This is a genomic window from Methanobrevibacter arboriphilus JCM 13429 = DSM 1125, assembly GCF_002072215.1.
Taxonomy (GTDB): Archaea; Methanobacteriota; Methanobacteria; order Methanobacteriales; family Methanobacteriaceae; genus Methanobinarius; species Methanobinarius arboriphilicus.
Map to the genome: position 1 here is coordinate 92,815 of NZ_JXMW01000010.1, position 16,764 is coordinate 109,578.

General features: G+C 23.7%; 11 protein-coding genes. 4 read left to right on the forward strand and 7 right to left on the reverse strand.

Annotated elements, in window-relative coordinates:
- Positions 1 to 69 precede the first annotated feature (69 nt).
- The 4 genes from MBBAR_RS06280 to MBBAR_RS06295 form a co-directional block, all read right to left on the reverse strand.
- The gene (locus MBBAR_RS06280) at positions 70 to 855 is read right to left on the reverse strand and encodes a serine protein kinase RIO (RefSeq protein ID WP_080460460.1); all 786 of its coding nucleotides are present in this window, start codon (positions 853 to 855) and stop codon (positions 70 to 72) included.
- A 250-nt stretch (positions 856 to 1,105) separates the two neighbouring features.
- A complete protein-coding gene (gene eif1A, locus MBBAR_RS06285; protein ID WP_042703145.1) occupies positions 1,106 to 1,405 on the reverse strand; it encodes a translation initiation factor eIF-1A in 300 nt (99 codons plus the stop codon).
- Positions 1,406 to 2,031: 626 nt separating this feature from the next.
- Positions 2,032 to 3,750: a sodium-extruding oxaloacetate decarboxylase subunit alpha gene (gene oadA / locus MBBAR_RS06290; RefSeq protein WP_080460452.1), complete on the reverse strand. Its 1,719-nt coding sequence runs from the start codon at positions 3,748 to 3,750 to the stop codon at positions 2,032 to 2,034.
- Between the two features lie 866 nt (positions 3,751 to 4,616).
- A complete protein-coding gene (locus MBBAR_RS06295; RefSeq protein WP_080460453.1) occupies positions 4,617 to 5,711 on the reverse strand; it encodes an inositol-3-phosphate synthase in 1,095 nt (364 codons plus the stop codon).
- A gap of 826 nt (positions 5,712 to 6,537) precedes the next feature.
- Between MBBAR_RS06295 and MBBAR_RS06300 the strand changes: the two genes are divergently transcribed.
- Both MBBAR_RS06300 and MBBAR_RS06305 read left to right on the forward strand, forming a co-directional pair.
- Positions 6,538 to 7,995, forward strand: a complete 1,458-nt coding sequence (locus tag MBBAR_RS06300) for a glycosyl transferase GT4 family protein (protein ID WP_211272919.1) — start codon at positions 6,538 to 6,540, stop codon at positions 7,993 to 7,995.
- A 287-nt stretch (positions 7,996 to 8,282) separates the two neighbouring features.
- Positions 8,283 to 9,137: a UbiA family prenyltransferase gene (locus tag MBBAR_RS06305; protein ID WP_080460454.1), complete on the forward strand. Its 855-nt coding sequence runs from the start codon at positions 8,283 to 8,285 to the stop codon at positions 9,135 to 9,137.
- Between the two features lie 39 nt (positions 9,138 to 9,176).
- Here the strand turns inward: MBBAR_RS06305 and MBBAR_RS06310 are convergent, their stop codons facing one another.
- The gene (locus tag MBBAR_RS06310) at positions 9,177 to 11,150 is read right to left on the reverse strand and encodes a glycosyltransferase family 39 protein (RefSeq protein ID WP_080460455.1); all 1,974 of its coding nucleotides are present in this window, start codon (positions 11,148 to 11,150) and stop codon (positions 9,177 to 9,179) included.
- 405 nt (positions 11,151 to 11,555) lie between these two features.
- On the opposite strand from MBBAR_RS06310, the gene MBBAR_RS06315 reads away from it, so the two are divergent.
- Both MBBAR_RS06315 and MBBAR_RS06320 read left to right on the forward strand, forming a co-directional pair.
- Positions 11,556 to 13,769 carry a glycosyltransferase family 39 protein gene (locus MBBAR_RS06315; protein ID WP_080460456.1) on the forward strand — a complete coding sequence of 738 codons (2,214 nt, stop codon included), beginning with the start codon at positions 11,556 to 11,558 and terminating at the stop codon, positions 13,767 to 13,769.
- 72 nt (positions 13,770 to 13,841) lie between these two features.
- Positions 13,842 to 15,029 (forward strand): glycosyltransferase, encoded by a 1,188-nt coding sequence (locus tag MBBAR_RS06320; RefSeq protein WP_080460457.1) that lies wholly within the window; start codon positions 13,842 to 13,844, stop codon positions 15,027 to 15,029.
- A gap of 10 nt (positions 15,030 to 15,039) precedes the next feature.
- Here the strand turns inward: MBBAR_RS06320 and MBBAR_RS06325 are convergent, their stop codons facing one another.
- Positions 15,040 to 15,384 carry a hypothetical protein gene (locus MBBAR_RS06325; RefSeq protein WP_080460458.1) on the reverse strand — a complete coding sequence of 115 codons (345 nt, stop codon included), beginning with the start codon at positions 15,382 to 15,384 and terminating at the stop codon, positions 15,040 to 15,042.
- Between the two features lie 736 nt (positions 15,385 to 16,120).
- Positions 16,121 to 16,764 (reverse strand): hypothetical protein (locus MBBAR_RS10280; RefSeq protein WP_158082549.1); only part of this gene is annotated, 644 nt, incomplete at its 5' end.

Consider the following 16,764-nt stretch of genomic DNA (forward strand, 5'->3'; position numbering starts at 1 on the left):
CCTAATAAAAATTAAAAATATAAAAATTAATAAAGACTAAAATGAAGAAAAGTAAGGCTTGAAAAATGTTTAATCTATATCTAAATTAATATCAAATTCTAATTTATTAAGAATATCTTCTAATGAATATGAAGATCCCATTTTTTTAAACTCTTTATAAATATTTTTTATGTCTCTAACCAATAATTCATTAGCTATGGGATGATCTCTAACTACTGATTGAGAAACATCGATGATTACAGGATATTCATCTTTATTTAAAATATTAAATGTTGATAAATCCCCATGGACCAAATTAGCATTATTAACAAATTTTTTTATTTCTAATAACAGCTTATTTAAAAAATCATCAACATCTTTTGGTTTTTGGTTTTTGACAGTTTGGGCAGGATCTCCATCATCAGAACCAATAAACTCTAAAATAAGTACATTATTTAATGCAATAATCGGTTTTGGAACACTAACCTTTGCTTCATAAGCTCTTGCAAGATTTCTAAATTCTTTATTAACCCAATTAGTAATAAGTTGACGTTTATTACTAGAACGAATATTGAATCTTGGATCACCTTGAATATAATACTGCATTTTTTTAAAATCAGAAGTGGCTATTCTATAAATTTTAACAGCAATATAAGAACTATTTATCACTCCTTTTAAAACATTAGCTTCTTTTCCAGTGCTAATAGCTCCATTTAAAACATCTAAATGTCCTTGGTTAGCTAATTTATAAAGGGTTTCAAGTGTTTGTTTATCAAAAATTTCACTACCCACCCTTCTATCTTCAACACTTTTTTTTCTCTTTTTAGAGATAAGTTTCTGAACTTCTTCATCAGCTTTAGCTATTTTAGGATCCAATATAAAAACCTCAAAAAATAAAAATGAAAATAAAATAATAATAACAATAACCACAATTCTATCAATATTAATTAAAATATCTAATTTAGAAATCAAAAAATGGATAAGACCCTAACCAATTAACACGACAATAAATAAGTCTAAAAATTGTAATAATTTATAGGATTGTATTAAATATTATTATAAAAGTATCAAATATATGTTAATTACATAATAATGAAAAAAATAAGATGAAAATAAATAATAAAAATTACATTTTTAAAAATCCTTTTCTTTCAAGCCAATTGGACTCAGTTCTAGTATATCTCCATATAACATCAGCTTTTTCATCTGATTGGAAATCCCATGGTTTTACAAGAACAACGTCTCCTTCTCTAATCCATATCCTTTTCTTCATTTTTCCAGGGATTCTTGTCATTCTCACATGTCCATCTGCACATCGAACCTTTAACTTTCCATGACCCATGATTTGTTCTACAATACCAGGAATTTCTCCTTTTCTTGGGGTTCTTACTCTTCTAAATTCTTGTGTTTGTTCTTGTCTTGCCAAAAACTCTCCTCCAAATTAATCTAACTTATATCCTCTAATAAGATCATGATTACAATATATTATAATTACAATATAATAATTATATATTTAAATTATATTTATATAATTAAATTATATTCCTATACTTAAATTATATCTAAATTATATTAAAATACACATTATAAAATATAAAAAATACCTCTTAAAAATATTTTTCTAAATAATAGTGCTTATAATACTATTCAATAATAAATTTAAGAATATATTATGAGTTATACTATAAATAATATCTAAAATTCAAAATAGAAATTTTACAATACCTTAATATTTAGTATTTTACTAATTATTTTTAGTATGTTACAAATTATAATATTATACTTTATATTTTTTCATATATAATACTTTATAAATAATAAAAACTTCATTTTTAAACTTATAAAAATAAAAAACTTTTATAAACAATAAAAACTTCATTTTTAAATTTATAAAAATAAAAAATTTTTATAAATAATATAACTTTAAAAACATCAAATAAAAACATCAATAAAATAAAAAAATAAAATTCAAAATATGAAAATTATAAAAATACTCATAAAATAGAAATAAAAAACTAATAGTAAAAAATTGAAGATAAAATATGAAAACAATTAACTAATTATCATTAAAGTATCTCCAGCATTTACAGCATCACCCTCAGCTACAAATATCTCTTCAACAATACCATCTTCCTCTGCTTGGATATCATTTTCCATTTTCATAGCTTCAATAACTGCCAAAATATCTCCTTTTTTGACTTTATCCCCTTCATTAACTTTAAGCTTTAGAATCATTCCTTGCATTGTAGAAGTTAAGCCTCCTTCAACAGGACTAGAAAGAGTTGAAGGATCTACTTCACCAATTTCCATAAAACCAGTTGGCATTATCCTAACATCAAAAACATCTCCATCTACTTCAACATTATATTCAGTAGGGATAGCAAATTCTGATTCTTCCATGTTTTGTATTGTTTTAGGTTCAATTTTTTCCTCTTCAGCTTCTCCTCTTAAAAATTTAGTAGCTACTTGAGGATAAAGTGCTAAAGTTAAAACATCTTCTTCTTTTTTAATTAAACCCTCTTTTTCTCCTTCTTGTTTGTAATAATCATATTGTGGTTCAAGATCATCAGCTGGACGATGTGTTATAGGTTTTTCATCCCCAATTATCTTTTTAGCTATTTTAGGATTAACTGGAGCAGGAGGTTGACCATATTTTCCCCTCATATACTCTTTAACTTCATTAGAGACTAGTTTATATCTTTTACCACCAAGAACATTCATAACCGCTTGTATACCTACAATCTGACTAGTTGGAGTAACAAGAGGAGGATAACCCATATCTTTTCTAACTCTTGGCATTTCATCAAGTACATCTTGATATCTATCTAATGCATTCTGTTCTTTTAGCTGTGAAACTAAGTTAGAAAGCATACCTCCAGGTATCTGATAAATAAGAACATCAGTGTCGATTTTTTCAGTAATTGGATCAAGAAGAGAAGCATATTTCTCTTTAATATTTTCAAAATACCTTTTAATATGATTCAATCTCTTAAGATCCAGTTTAGAATCATATTCAGTATCTTGTAATGCTGCAACAATACTTTCAGTTGGAGGTTGGGATGTTCCCCAAGATAAAGGAGAGATAGCAGTATCTAATATATCCACTCCAGCCTCACAAGCAACATAATAACTGATTGGAGTCATTCCACTAGTACAATGACAGTGTAAGTTAACCAAAAGATCAGTTTCCTCTTTCAGCCTAGTCACAAGTTCATGAATATTTTTTGGACTTATCAATCCAGCCATATCTTTTATAGCTATTGAATCACATTCTAATGCTTCTAAATCTTTTGCAAGATCTACAAAATTATCAAGAGTATGTACTGGACTTGTAGTATAGCTTAAAGTTCCTTGAACATGAGCTCCCTGTTTTTTAGCTGTTTTAATTGCTGTTTCCATATTTTCTATATCATTAAGAGCATCGAAAACACGAAAAACATCAACACCATTTGCATAAGCCTTTTCTACAAATTTTTCTACAATATCATCTGGATAATGTTTATAACCTACTAAATTTTGACCTCTAATCAACATTTGAATAGGTGTCTTAGTGATCTTTTCTTTAAGTAATCTAAGACGTTCCCAAGGATCTTCATTTAAATAACGAATACAGGTATCAAAAGTAGCTCCTCCCCATGCTTCAATTGAGAAAAAACCCACTTTATCCATTTCTTCAGCAATTGGAACCATATCCCTAGTCCTCATCCGAGTAGCTAACAGAGACTGATGCGCATCTCTTAGGGCAGTTTCTGTAATTTTTGTAGTTTTCATAATATTTACCTTCCTTACAATCAGTTTTATACCATTAAAGATAATTTAAACAATAATTTTCATTTTTAAACAGCAAAATTTCATTTAAACATAAAATTCCAATAAAACAACAAAATTTTATTTTAAAGCATAAAATTTAGATAAAACAGTGAATTTTATTTAAACTGTAAAATTTATCAATGAATAATAAGTATGAAAATCAAAAGTAATTTTCATAGATAATTTTTATAATATAATAATATATTGTTAAAAGTACTAATAATATTTATCTATTTTTTATTTTTATATTATTTATTAAATTTTATATTATTTACTAATATTTAGTAAAAGAATTTACTAGCTATTTACTACAAGACTAATATTTAATAAAAGTAATAATAATTTAAAAAATAATTTGAAATAATACTATTTAATCAAATATTAACATAATAATTTAGAATATTAGGATGAATAATAATTAGAATATTAAGAGGAATAATCATTAAAATAGTAAAGTGAATAATAATTAGAATAGTAATATATAATCCAGATAGTATTATACATATTAGAATATTACTATACTAATGAGAATAATAGTAATAAATTAATTGAAAATGATAAAAATAAGATAATGAAAAAATAATAAAAGAATATTTAAAATATTTAGAAATAACTAGAAATACCTAAAAATATCTAGAAATATCTAGAAATATTGTGAATATCTGAGTATCTAGTGATATTTAGAAATATCTAAGAATATTATGAGTATTAATAATATTTATAAATACTTATAAACATTTATAAATATTAAAAATGCTTATGAATATTTGAAAATATTATAAATATTAGAAACATTGAAAAAAAGGTAAAAAAGTAAAAAAGATATTTTATCTTTCTAATGTCCCATCAATAAAATCATTGACCTTTTTATAAGCTTCATCATCAGTAAACTGTTCTGGAGGATGTTTCATTGTATAAGAAGATATAGAAGTGAGTTTACCTCCAATTCCTCGACCAATAGCTAGTTTACAACATCTAATTGCATCAATTACACAGCCTGCAGAATTTGGAGAATCTTCAACACTTAACCTTAATTCAATGTTCATTGGAACATCACCAAAGGTTTTTCCTTCCATTCTAAGGAAACAAAGTTTATTATCTTTTTGCCAAGGAACATAATCACTTGGACCAATATGTATATCATGAGGATCCATCCTATCAGCAAGTACTGACTGAACAGCCTCTGTTTTTGATTCTTTTTTAGAATCTAACCTTTCTCTACTAAGCATATTGATAAAATCAGTATTTCCACCAGTATTAATCTGATATGTATGATCTAATTTTACTCCTCTTTCTTCAAAGAGATTAGCTAAAGTTCTGTGAGTAATAGTTGCTCCTATCTGAGCTTTTATATCATCACCAACAGCAGGAATTCCTTTTTCTCTGAATTTAGCTTCCCATTCATTATCACTTACAATAAAAACAGGCATACAATTAATAAAAGCAACACCTGCATCTAAAGCACATTGAGCATAAAACCTAGCTGCTTTTTCTGAACCTACAGGAAGATAGTTCAAAAGAATTTCTGCACCAGAATCTTTCAAAACCTCTACAATATCTGAAGATTCTTCAGCAGAAACAATGAATGTGTATTCATCTTCAAAATCTTCCATGTGTGGAGCTACACCATCTAAAACATTTCCCATAGATACTTTTACACTACTTTTAGGAATATTCTCTTGAAATATAGTAGTACAGTTTGGTTTTGCGAAAATAGCTTCATCAATTGTTTTTCCTACTTTCCTCTTATCTACATCAAATGCAGCTACAACTTCAATATCTGATGGTTCATAATCCCCAATTTTCCAATGCATCAAACCAATAGCATCTTTTTCATCTTTATTTTTATAATAATGAATTCCTTGAATAAGAGAACTAGCACAATTTCCCATACCTACAATAGCTATTTTTATTTTATCCAAATCGAACACCCTTTTGTAACCCTTTTTGTATAAATATTTTGAATATTTAGTGTTTAATTAACTTTAATTAACATTTATAGTAAATTTTGTAAATCAACATATAAGTATTATAAATTTATTATAAGAATTATTAAAAAATTAAAACATAGTAATAGAAATACAATGTAATAATAATAGAAATTATTATCCATCCAAAATTGTAAGTTTATAAAATTAAATTTTATAAATTATGCCAAATTATACATAATAAAATTATAAATAATATTCTATATAAATAATATCCTACTTATGAATAATACTCCACATCATGAATAATATTACTATTGTCTAATCTTATAATCATATTATTATCTGTCTTTTATATCATTTAAATATAATTGATAGAATATATTTTCATATATCTTTCATACATTCTTAAAAAATATATTAACCTAATATTCAATATCTTATATTATTATATAATCATATTTTATTAGATTATATTATATCATAAAACTATATTATTATATAATATTATCATATAATTGGTTTTAATTGGTTTTATTATCATATTGGTTTAATATATAAGACTAAATTATAAATGTTTTACTAAAATTAGCATTTACTAACTATAAATAGTAATTATAACAAAAATAATATAATTATAACAACTAGTATAATCATACAGAAAATATTAATAATTAATTATATAATTCTAATTAGCTAAATAATTACTTATTTATTGAATCTTTAATATTTTATCGAATATTTATTGATATTAAATCTTTATATTTTAAATTATATTATTAATAAGCTTTATTCTAAAATTAAATTATCAGGTGTATAAATGAAAAAGGTTCTTTTAATAGCCTTCTATTTCAATCAAACTAATGAAATTGCATCAAAACGTTTAAGAGGTTTAGCAAAGTACCTACCACAATTTGGATGGGAACCTATAGTGATAGTACCTAAATCAAATCTTGAATATGAAAATTCTTTTGAAAACTCCTTTGAAAGTCATCTTAAAAATTCTTTTAAAAATTCAAATTTTAAAGTTATTGAAACCGATTATGAATATATGACTGATAGATGGGTTAATAAATTTAAAAATAAAACTAATAAAACAAAAAAAGATACAGCAATCAAATCAAAAAATGAAATAAAAGAATTTAACAAAGATAATTTTAATAATCAAAATAAAATTATTTCAAAAAATAATTCAGAAACTACCTCAAAAACTACTTCAGAAACTACCTCAAAAACTACTTCAGAAACTACCTCAAAAACTACCTCAAAAACTATTTCAAAAACTATTTCAAAAGTTATTTCAATTGCAGGTGAAATATTTGCATATCCAGATGGAATGAAATACTGGTATGAACCTGCTATAGAAGTTTCAAAAGAAACAATCGAAATTAATAATGTTGAAGCAATAATCAGTTCCTCATGGCCAGTGACTTCCCATATAATAGCTAAAGACCTAAAAAAAGAATATAATCTTAAGTGGATTGCTGATTTAAGAGATTTATGGAATTTAAACCCTTATATTAAACATACATTTATAAGAAATTATTTTGAGAAAAAATTAGAGATTAGAACATTTGAATATGCAGATGTTTTAACCACAACAACAGAATTAGCTTCAAAAAAACTTAAAGAATTACACCCTCAAAAAAAGATTTGCACTGTTATGAGTGGATATGATATTGAAGACATTACTAACAATAATACACCCAAAAATCAGGAAAAATTAAATTTTACCTATGCTGGTTCTCTTTATGGTGGTAAAAGAGATCCAAAACTATTATTTAAAGGAATAAGTGAACTTATACATGAAAATAAGATTAATCCATTGTTATTATCCCTAGATTTTTATGGAGATAACTTTGGGCTTAAAGAAACAGCTACAGAATATGGAATTGAAGATTTAGTGAATATCCATGGAACAATACCCCATGAAGAAGTATTAAAAAAGCAAAAAGAATCAAAAGCATTGCTTTTATTATCTTGGAATAACAAAAAAGAAGAAATGTTTTTGCCTGGAAAAATTTACGAATATTTAGCTGCGAAAAGACCAGTTTTATCAATTGGATACAAAGAAGGCTCTCTTAAAGATTTAATTGAAAAAACAGAGATTGGATATCATGTTTCAACATTAGAAGAAACAAAAAATAGTATTATGAAATTTTACAATAATTTTAATGAAAATAAAGTTTTAAGGTATAATGGAAATAGTGAAGTAAATAAGTATTCCATAATATCTACAGCTCAAAAGTTTGGAAGTATATTAGACTCAATTAAATAATAATGATCAAATAATAAAGCTAAATAATAAAATTAAATAATAAAACTAAATAATAAATAAAAAATAATAATATTAATAAAGTTAGTAATAATATAAATAGTAATAATATTAGATAGAAATAGTAATAATATAAATAGTAATAATATCACTAATGTCATTAATAAATATAATAATATTAATTAGTAATAATATTAGATAAAAATAGTAATAATATTAAAATAAAAAATAAATAAAGAAATATAAATTTAAATTATAAAAAATACAGGTTATATTATAGGTGTAGTTTTATGAATGCATATCTCGAAATAATTCGCCCAGGAAATGCTGTGATGGGAGTAATAGCAGTTGTCTTAATGGCAATCATAGGAGAAAATTATAATCTCCCAATTATATTAGGAGGAATAGCTGTTTTTCTAGCTATGGGAGGAGGTAATGTTATAAATGATTATTTTGATCATAAAATAGATGCTATTAACAAACCAAATCGTCCAATTCCCTCAGGCAGGATTTCTCTTAAAAATGCTAAACTATACGCATACCTATTGTTTTTATTATCAATTATAATTGGATTTATAATAAGTTACCTTGTAAATAGCTTAATACCTGGAATTATTGTAATAATATCATTATTGCTTATGTATTATTATGCATATACCTTGAAAAAAATTGCCATAATAGGAAATATGAGCATATCTATTTTAACTGGCCTTTGTTTTATCTTTGGAGGATTTATAATAGGTTCAGAGACAATGACAACAAATATAATTATAATTTCATTGTATTTAGGATTTTTTGCGTTTATTATGACTATGGCAAGAGAGATTACAAAAGACATGGAAGATATTGAAGGAGATAAAGCAGAAAATGCAAGAACATTTCCAATATTATATGGAATGAAAAAATCTTCCTATTTAGCTGGATTTTTAATGATTTTAGCTAGTATTTTAAGCCCTATTTTATATTTCAATGGAATTTTTAGTATTTATTATATCTTAGTCCTATTTTTTGCCATAATAACCTTTTTTTATGGAGCATATACTATATTAAAAGACCAATCAACTAAAAATGCTAAAAAAGCTTCTAAATTAGTTAAAATTGGTATGATGATTGCATTTATCTCGTTTGCAATAGGATCATTTTAATAGAAATTTTCTTTAAAATAAGAATCACTAGTTGTTTCTTTATCTACTATTTCTTTGATAAATAATAACTTCACCAAATTTTTTAACTGGTGAAAATCCAGGGATATTAGTTTCTGGACTTATTGATATGAAGTAAGTAGTATTATTTCCAATCATCATCTCAGACAGTTTATTAGGAGAATATTTCCAATTAACATAGAAAACTTCTTGTTTTAAATACCAAGTAAATATTGGACCTCTTTCTGCCCAAATTATCTCATTTTGATAATCTGGACTGTGAATTTTAATCCACTCCACAGTTTCTCTTTCATTATGAACCAAAGGATCATTTTTATTCATGTCTAAATAAGTAAATGAAGCTATTATAAAGAGGAATATTAAAGCTATTGGTACTAAATTCTTTATTAGATTTTTATTAGCACTAATATTAGTATTAATATTGACATTAATATTATTATTAGTACTATTATTTTCAATATTGTTATTATTTTCAGAATTATTATTCTTATTATTAATATTATTTTCAATACTGTTATTATTTTCAGAATTATTATCCTTATTATCTTTATTGTCTTTATTATTTTTATTATTTTTATTAGTATTACTATTAAAATTCATTTTATTTATTATGTCGGGCATATTTATAGAATCAAAAGAATTTAATATTAAATCTAAAGCTAAAATAAATATAAACACAAATCCTGGAGCCATAGTTGTAAAATACCTATCTGCTTTAACAAGGTGAGCTGAAAAGAATATTAAATATGAAAAAAACCATGCAAACATTAATAAATCAAAGCTAAATTTATCATATTCATGCTCTGAATTTATGTTTTTTATGTTTTTTATGTTTATAATCTTATTTACTATATAAGATAAAGTGAATGCAAATATAAAGAAAATAAATTCACTATAAACAAAAGATATTTTACTAGCTGTTAAAAATGAAAGAAGAATGATTATTATATTAACAATAAAGAGAATATAAAGAATTTTGTTTGAAATTTTAATGTTTAAAAATTCGAATTTCCCATTGCTAAACCTATTAGAATCATCATATCTACTTTTTAAAAATTTAGCTGACTTATAAATCCCAAGAATGATACCTAATAAAGTAATTATTATTATAACATAGGCTAAAATTTCGTTTATACTATAAATAAATCTTGGCATATTCGTAAAATAGAAAAATAAATCATTGACAATCTTTAAAGTGGAAGTAGTAGTACTAGAACCAGTAGTCTGTAAAGCTATATTTTGAGCTTGATTTAAAAACCCAAAAGGTATCTTATTAATTAAAAAATAAGCTAAAAAAGGAATGGTTGTTATAAACCCTAAAAATATCCCTAAAACTCCATTTTTCCAATATTTTTTAATGTTCGAAATAATATTCGGTTTAGATAATATATATAATACCATAAGGGGAATAGCTAACCCTGCTGTGTATTTTGCAAAAAATCCCAATACAGCTAAGGAAAATGCCAAATATAAATATTTTTGATTCTTTTCAATTCCTAAAACAAAAAAATATATTGATAATATAGTTATTGAAATACTTGGAATATCAATAGTCCCATTAGCTGCCCACAACATATTGATTGAAAGACCTGCATAGATAATAGATCCTAAAACTGCCATTAAATTTCTAAATCTTAATCTTAAAAGAGAAAAAAATCCCAATACTCCTAAAATATAAAAAATTCCAGTTACTGTAAATATGCTTGTTTCACTAACAAATCCTAATTTAAACAATAATGAAGTTAAAAATGGTATTAGTGGAGATAAATAGTTGACATATTCATATCCTCCAATTGAATATCCTGAAAATCTAAGAGCCTCAATTAGGTAAAAATAAACATCTCTATATGAAGTTCCTAAAATCTCTTGAGAAGTGTTTATCCATATTAAAAGTATAGTAATAATAGAAGAAAAGAGTAGTATAAATAAAAATGAAAGTTTAATTTCATTTGATTTAAAAAAGTTAATTAATGAATTAATTTTTGTGACTTTCAAATCATTTCCTCCATATCAGCAGCTGAATACATTAATAGGTTAATTTTAGATAATTTTAAATATAAATACAATATACCCAATATTATATTAAATATTCAGTACCATTTGGAATATCTAATATTATATTAAATATTCAGTATTATGTGGAATATCTAATATTATATATGTTTAATTATTATCAATATTAGGATATTAGTTATATTAATATTTATATTAAACAATGGTGCTAATAATGATATTTTAATAAATTAGTACTACTAATGATATTAATATAAATAATTTATAATATAAAAACTGTGTTAAATTAGGCACATTTAAATCAATGAAAAAACAATTTGATTAAAGAACATTTTCTATTACTTATAGTAATTTAATAATTCTCTCTGAAATTGGAGTTTATATACAATGTCTGAAAATAATATTTCTGAAAATAATATTATTAATAAAATAAATAAAAATAAGGTATATAAAAATAAAATATATAAATATAAAATAGATATACTGTTTATACTAATAATAGCTATTTTCACATCATCTTTAGTTTATTTATTAATAAATGCAAACAATCAGCTCGGAATATATTGTTCTGATGTATTTATTTACTTAACAAACTCATTAAACATTGCAGGATACCCACTTGGTAAAACATCAAACTTATACTTATCTCCAGTAATATGTATCATAACCTCTTTTATATTTAAATTAGGATACATTGACCAAGTAGCTATATTCACAGTAACTGGTATATTTTTTCCAATAGCTAGTATAGGAGCATATTTATTATTTAAATTAAAATTAAATAGAATTATTAGTTTGTTTGGAGCCATATTATTTTCAAGCTTTTCATTAAATATACTATGGACAGCCAATGGAACAATGGATATACCAGCAATAGCTATATCAATATGGATTATATACTTCACAATATTGGCAGTTAATAAAAATCCAAAATACTTTTTATTAGCATTCCCACTTTTTGTGATTGGTTTTTTCACACGTTATACTGTGGGATTCATATTACCATTAATGTTTCTTTATATCTTGTTTGAAATCGATACAATTGGGAAATTAAGTGTTTTAAGATATAAAAACTTTAAAAATTTTAAAAAATCTATTTTAGCCTCTTTAAAAAAGCTAATTAAATCAAATAGTTTTAAATATTTTTTAGTTGGAATCTTAATATCATTAGTTATATTTTCTTTGTTTTTAGTATTTTTAGCTAATAAAGGCACAGATTTAACCTTTATAACCCAAACACAAAATGTTGTTTCTGGAGATAAAGGTTCTTCTATTGATCCTGGTTTTAAGCCTGATGCTTATTTTTATATAGAGAATTTAGGAAATTTTATATCATCAAGTAGTGTAGAATTTCATGATTTAATCCCTGTTCTTAAAAATCCAGGAATACTCTCCTATTTCATACTGGCTTTAATATCAGGAGGGGCTTTACTATATATTCTAGAATTAATATTTAGAAGCATTAGAAATCACAGAAATAAAAACAATACTAAAAATAGAAAGGATTATGAGAATAAAAATAATTATGAAAATGAAATCAAAAAATATCCTAAAAAAACCATTTATTTGAAAGTTTTATTAGTTATTATTATTACCAGTACAATAATTTTTACATATAAACAGGTTTCTTCAATTATAAGTGAAATTTTATTCTTGATTAATATTTTGTTAATATTTAATATATTAAATTATATATCAAGTTCTAATAATCCAAATAATCCAAATAATCTAAATTATCCAAATTATCCAAATTCAAAAAATTATAATGATTCAAATAATTTTATTAAGCCAATTAAAGGTCTAAATTTCAACTTATTAATGATATCTTGGTTTTTTATATATCTAATATTTTTTAGTTTTAGTGATGTTAAAGTAGACAGATATTTTATAACAGTGATGCCTGTCATTGCATATTTTGGAGCATATTGTCTTGATTTTTTAAGTTCAAAGTTTATTGAATTTTTAAAAAGCTATAAAAATAAAAAACAACTTCAAAAAGCTTTTTCTATTAAAAATAGTAAAAATAATAAAGATAATAAAGATAATAAGGATAATAATTCTGAAAATAATAACAGTATGGAAAATAATATTAATAATATTAATAATAATTCTGAAAATAATAACTATATTGAAAATAATATTAATAATAATACTAATATTAATAATAGTAATATTAATAATAATAGTAATAAAAATAGCAATAGTATTAATAATAATTATGATAACATTGATAAAAATTTAGTTCAAAGTTTAATAGCTATTATACTTATATTAGTTTTTATTATTTCTGCTTTTTCTAGTGTTGGAATAATACCTTCTAAAAACAAAGATATTGACGGCCCAATAATAATTTCAGATTGGCTTAAAAATTATGACCCTAATTATGATAACAAGGTTATTTGGACTTATAATACAAGATATTACACATGGTATTTGATGATGAATGTAGGGGCAGCATATGAGAAGGATATCCCAAAACTAGAGAAAAATAACGTGACTTATTATATTTCTAGAAATATATCTAAAGAAAATTATACAATTGAAAATTATACTATAATCAAAAAATACAATAATATTAATCTTTATAAAAGGAATAGATAACTATAATCAAAAAATAATAGATTATGATAAAAAAAATAAAAAAAAGTTATAGTAAAAAATAATAGGTAAACAATGAAAATTTTACACATAGTACCAACATATTATCCTTGTTTAGAAGCTGGAGGAGTAGTTAATGCAGTTTATAAACTTAGTAAAAAACAAGCAGAAGAAGGAAATGATGTTTCTGTTTTTACAACTGATAGCTGTAGTGAACGTATGAAGCTTGATAAGAGATATAATGTTGATGTTAAAGGAGTTAAAGTTTATTATTTCAAAAATTTATCAAATTCACTTAAAGCAAAGTTTTTAATCGATACTCCATACTCTTTACCTTTAAAAATAAGAAAAGAGATAAAAAAATATGATATCATCCATATACATGAACATAGACATTCTTTAGCTATTGCAGCTAGTTATTATGCTTCTAAAAATAATATACCCTATGTAATTCAAGCTCATGGATCAGTACTTCCTTTTTTCCAAAAAGAGAAGCTTAAAGAAATTTTTGACAAATTATGGGGATTTAAAATTCTTAAAAATGCTTCTAAAGTTTTTGCATTAACCAATGTTGAAAAGGAACAATATTTAAAAATGGGAGTAAAAGAAGAAAGAATAGAAATCATCCCATTAGGTATTGATATTGAAGAATATAGTAAATTACCACCAAAAGATAATTTTAGAGAAAAATACAATATTGGTGAAAATGACAAGTTACTTTTATTTATTGGTAGGATTCATAAAATAAAAGGATTAGACCTACTTGTAAACTCACTTGATGTTTTAAATAGAAAATATATGAAAAAAAGTGTTGAAAATCTAAAATTAGCTATTGTTGGTCCAGATAATGGTTTTTTAGCTGAATTGAAAAAAGTAATAACTGATCTTGATCTAGAAGAAAATGTAATTATAACGGGCCCTTTATTTAATAAGTATAAAATAGAGGCTATTGTTGACTGTGATATATTTATTATGCCATCACAGTATGAATCATTTACAACAAGTGGCTTAGAAGCTATGGCTTGTGGGAAACCATTAATTTTAACTAAAAATAATCATATTCACACATGGGTAGATAATAATGCTGGTTTATCAGCGGAATATGATAAGAATGATCTTGCAGATAAAATCCAAAAATTACTGGCTGATGAAAAGTTAATGGAAAAATTTGGAAAAAATGGATTAAAAGAAATAAAAGAGAATTATAATTGGGATTCAATTGGAAAAAAAATAGATTTGATTTATAGAGAGTTGATAGAATAAAAATAATTATCTAATTATTTAAAATCCCTATCAAATCCTTTGAATTATTTGTTATATTTTCAACCTCAGTTTTGATGTTTTCAGCTGTTTTATTTAGTTCAGCTAATTGTTTATCAATGGAATTGATTTGATTTTGAATATTAGTGTATTCAGCACTTCCAGGTTCATATTTTTTTAATTCTTCGGTTAGATTTGACTTTTCATCTAATAATGAAGTTAAATTGTTTTTAGTTTGGTTGATTGAATCTATTGTTTCTTGAGCAGGATTTAAATAAGACATTAAAGTGCTTGCAGCAAAAATTCCTACAATTAAAACAACTATTATAACAACTAATAGTATTAAATATTTAAACATAGTATTACACCTATATAGGTTATTATATCTAACATATGTATTATTACACTTATGAATATGAATATTATTAAATATTTTTAATTATTATTAAAAAATCAAAGATTTCTTAATTTCACAAAAATAAAAATTTTTATAATTATTAAGAATATTTGATTTTTGTTCTTTTATTTATTATTTTTTAAACTATAAAAAAATTTCTATATAATAAGGCTTTGTAGAAATCCTAATTTTTTATATTTGAAGTTTCATTTTTTTTTTGAAAAATTTATTCTTTAATTTTCAAATAAACTATCCTTTTTTTTCTTTAAATTTTTATATTTTGGTTTATATTTAGTTATTTTGAAATTTAAGGATTAAAAAGATATAAATATTAATAATGAGAATATATATTATTATAAAACGCAAAAATACATACTCTCAGTTTAATGATTTAATTTCAAGACAATTAAATCTTTTCGGATTTTAACTTTGAAAAGCCTGAAAAATTATATTAAAAAATTTAAAAATCAATGCATCACTGACTTAAATGAAAATAAACATATAAATTTCATTATTTATACTTATAATTAATGCTAAAATCTGTTTAAAAAAGATCAGCACAAATAAGCTAAAAAAAAAAGGATTTCTACAAAGTCAAAAATAATATAAAAAATAATAATAAAAATTAAAATATAAATAATAAAATATAAATATGGAGGAAAAAAATAAATAAGCCCTCCTAAAAAAAAATGTTTAATTATTGTTTTCTTCTTAAGCTGATTCCAAATATACTTATCAATACTAGTATAATAGCTATTATTGGTATTCCTGTTTTTTTCATAGTAGCTATTGCTACTGGATTATCAGTTGTTTTATTGTCATTGCCATTAGTATTATTAGTGTTGTTGGTGTTATTGTTGTTTTTGGTTTCAAATTCAGCAAATGTTAGATTACTAAAGTAATTTTCATTATCTGATAAAGCTGTAATCTTATGTTTACCAGTTTTAAGTTTAGAATTGGGTATATGGAATATTCCAACTCCATCAGAGTCTGTTATCACAGATCCTATGTATTTACCATCTAATTCAACGTCAACTTTATAATCTGGTATGGTATCACCATCTTCATCAACTACTTTAACAATCAAATCAACAGAACCATCCTTATTTTCATTAACAGTAACATTAACAAAGCTTTCACCTTTTTTAACATCAAAACTAGTGCTGTTAGTGAAACCTAAATATTTAGCATCACCATTGAAATTAAGTACAACTGTAATTTTTCCAATGCTTTTGGGTTTATAAGTTAAATACCAGTAACCATTGTAATTGGTTTTCACTAAATGTTTTTTACCATCAATAGTGATTTCTAATTCACTATCAGCTATTGTATTATCTTCCT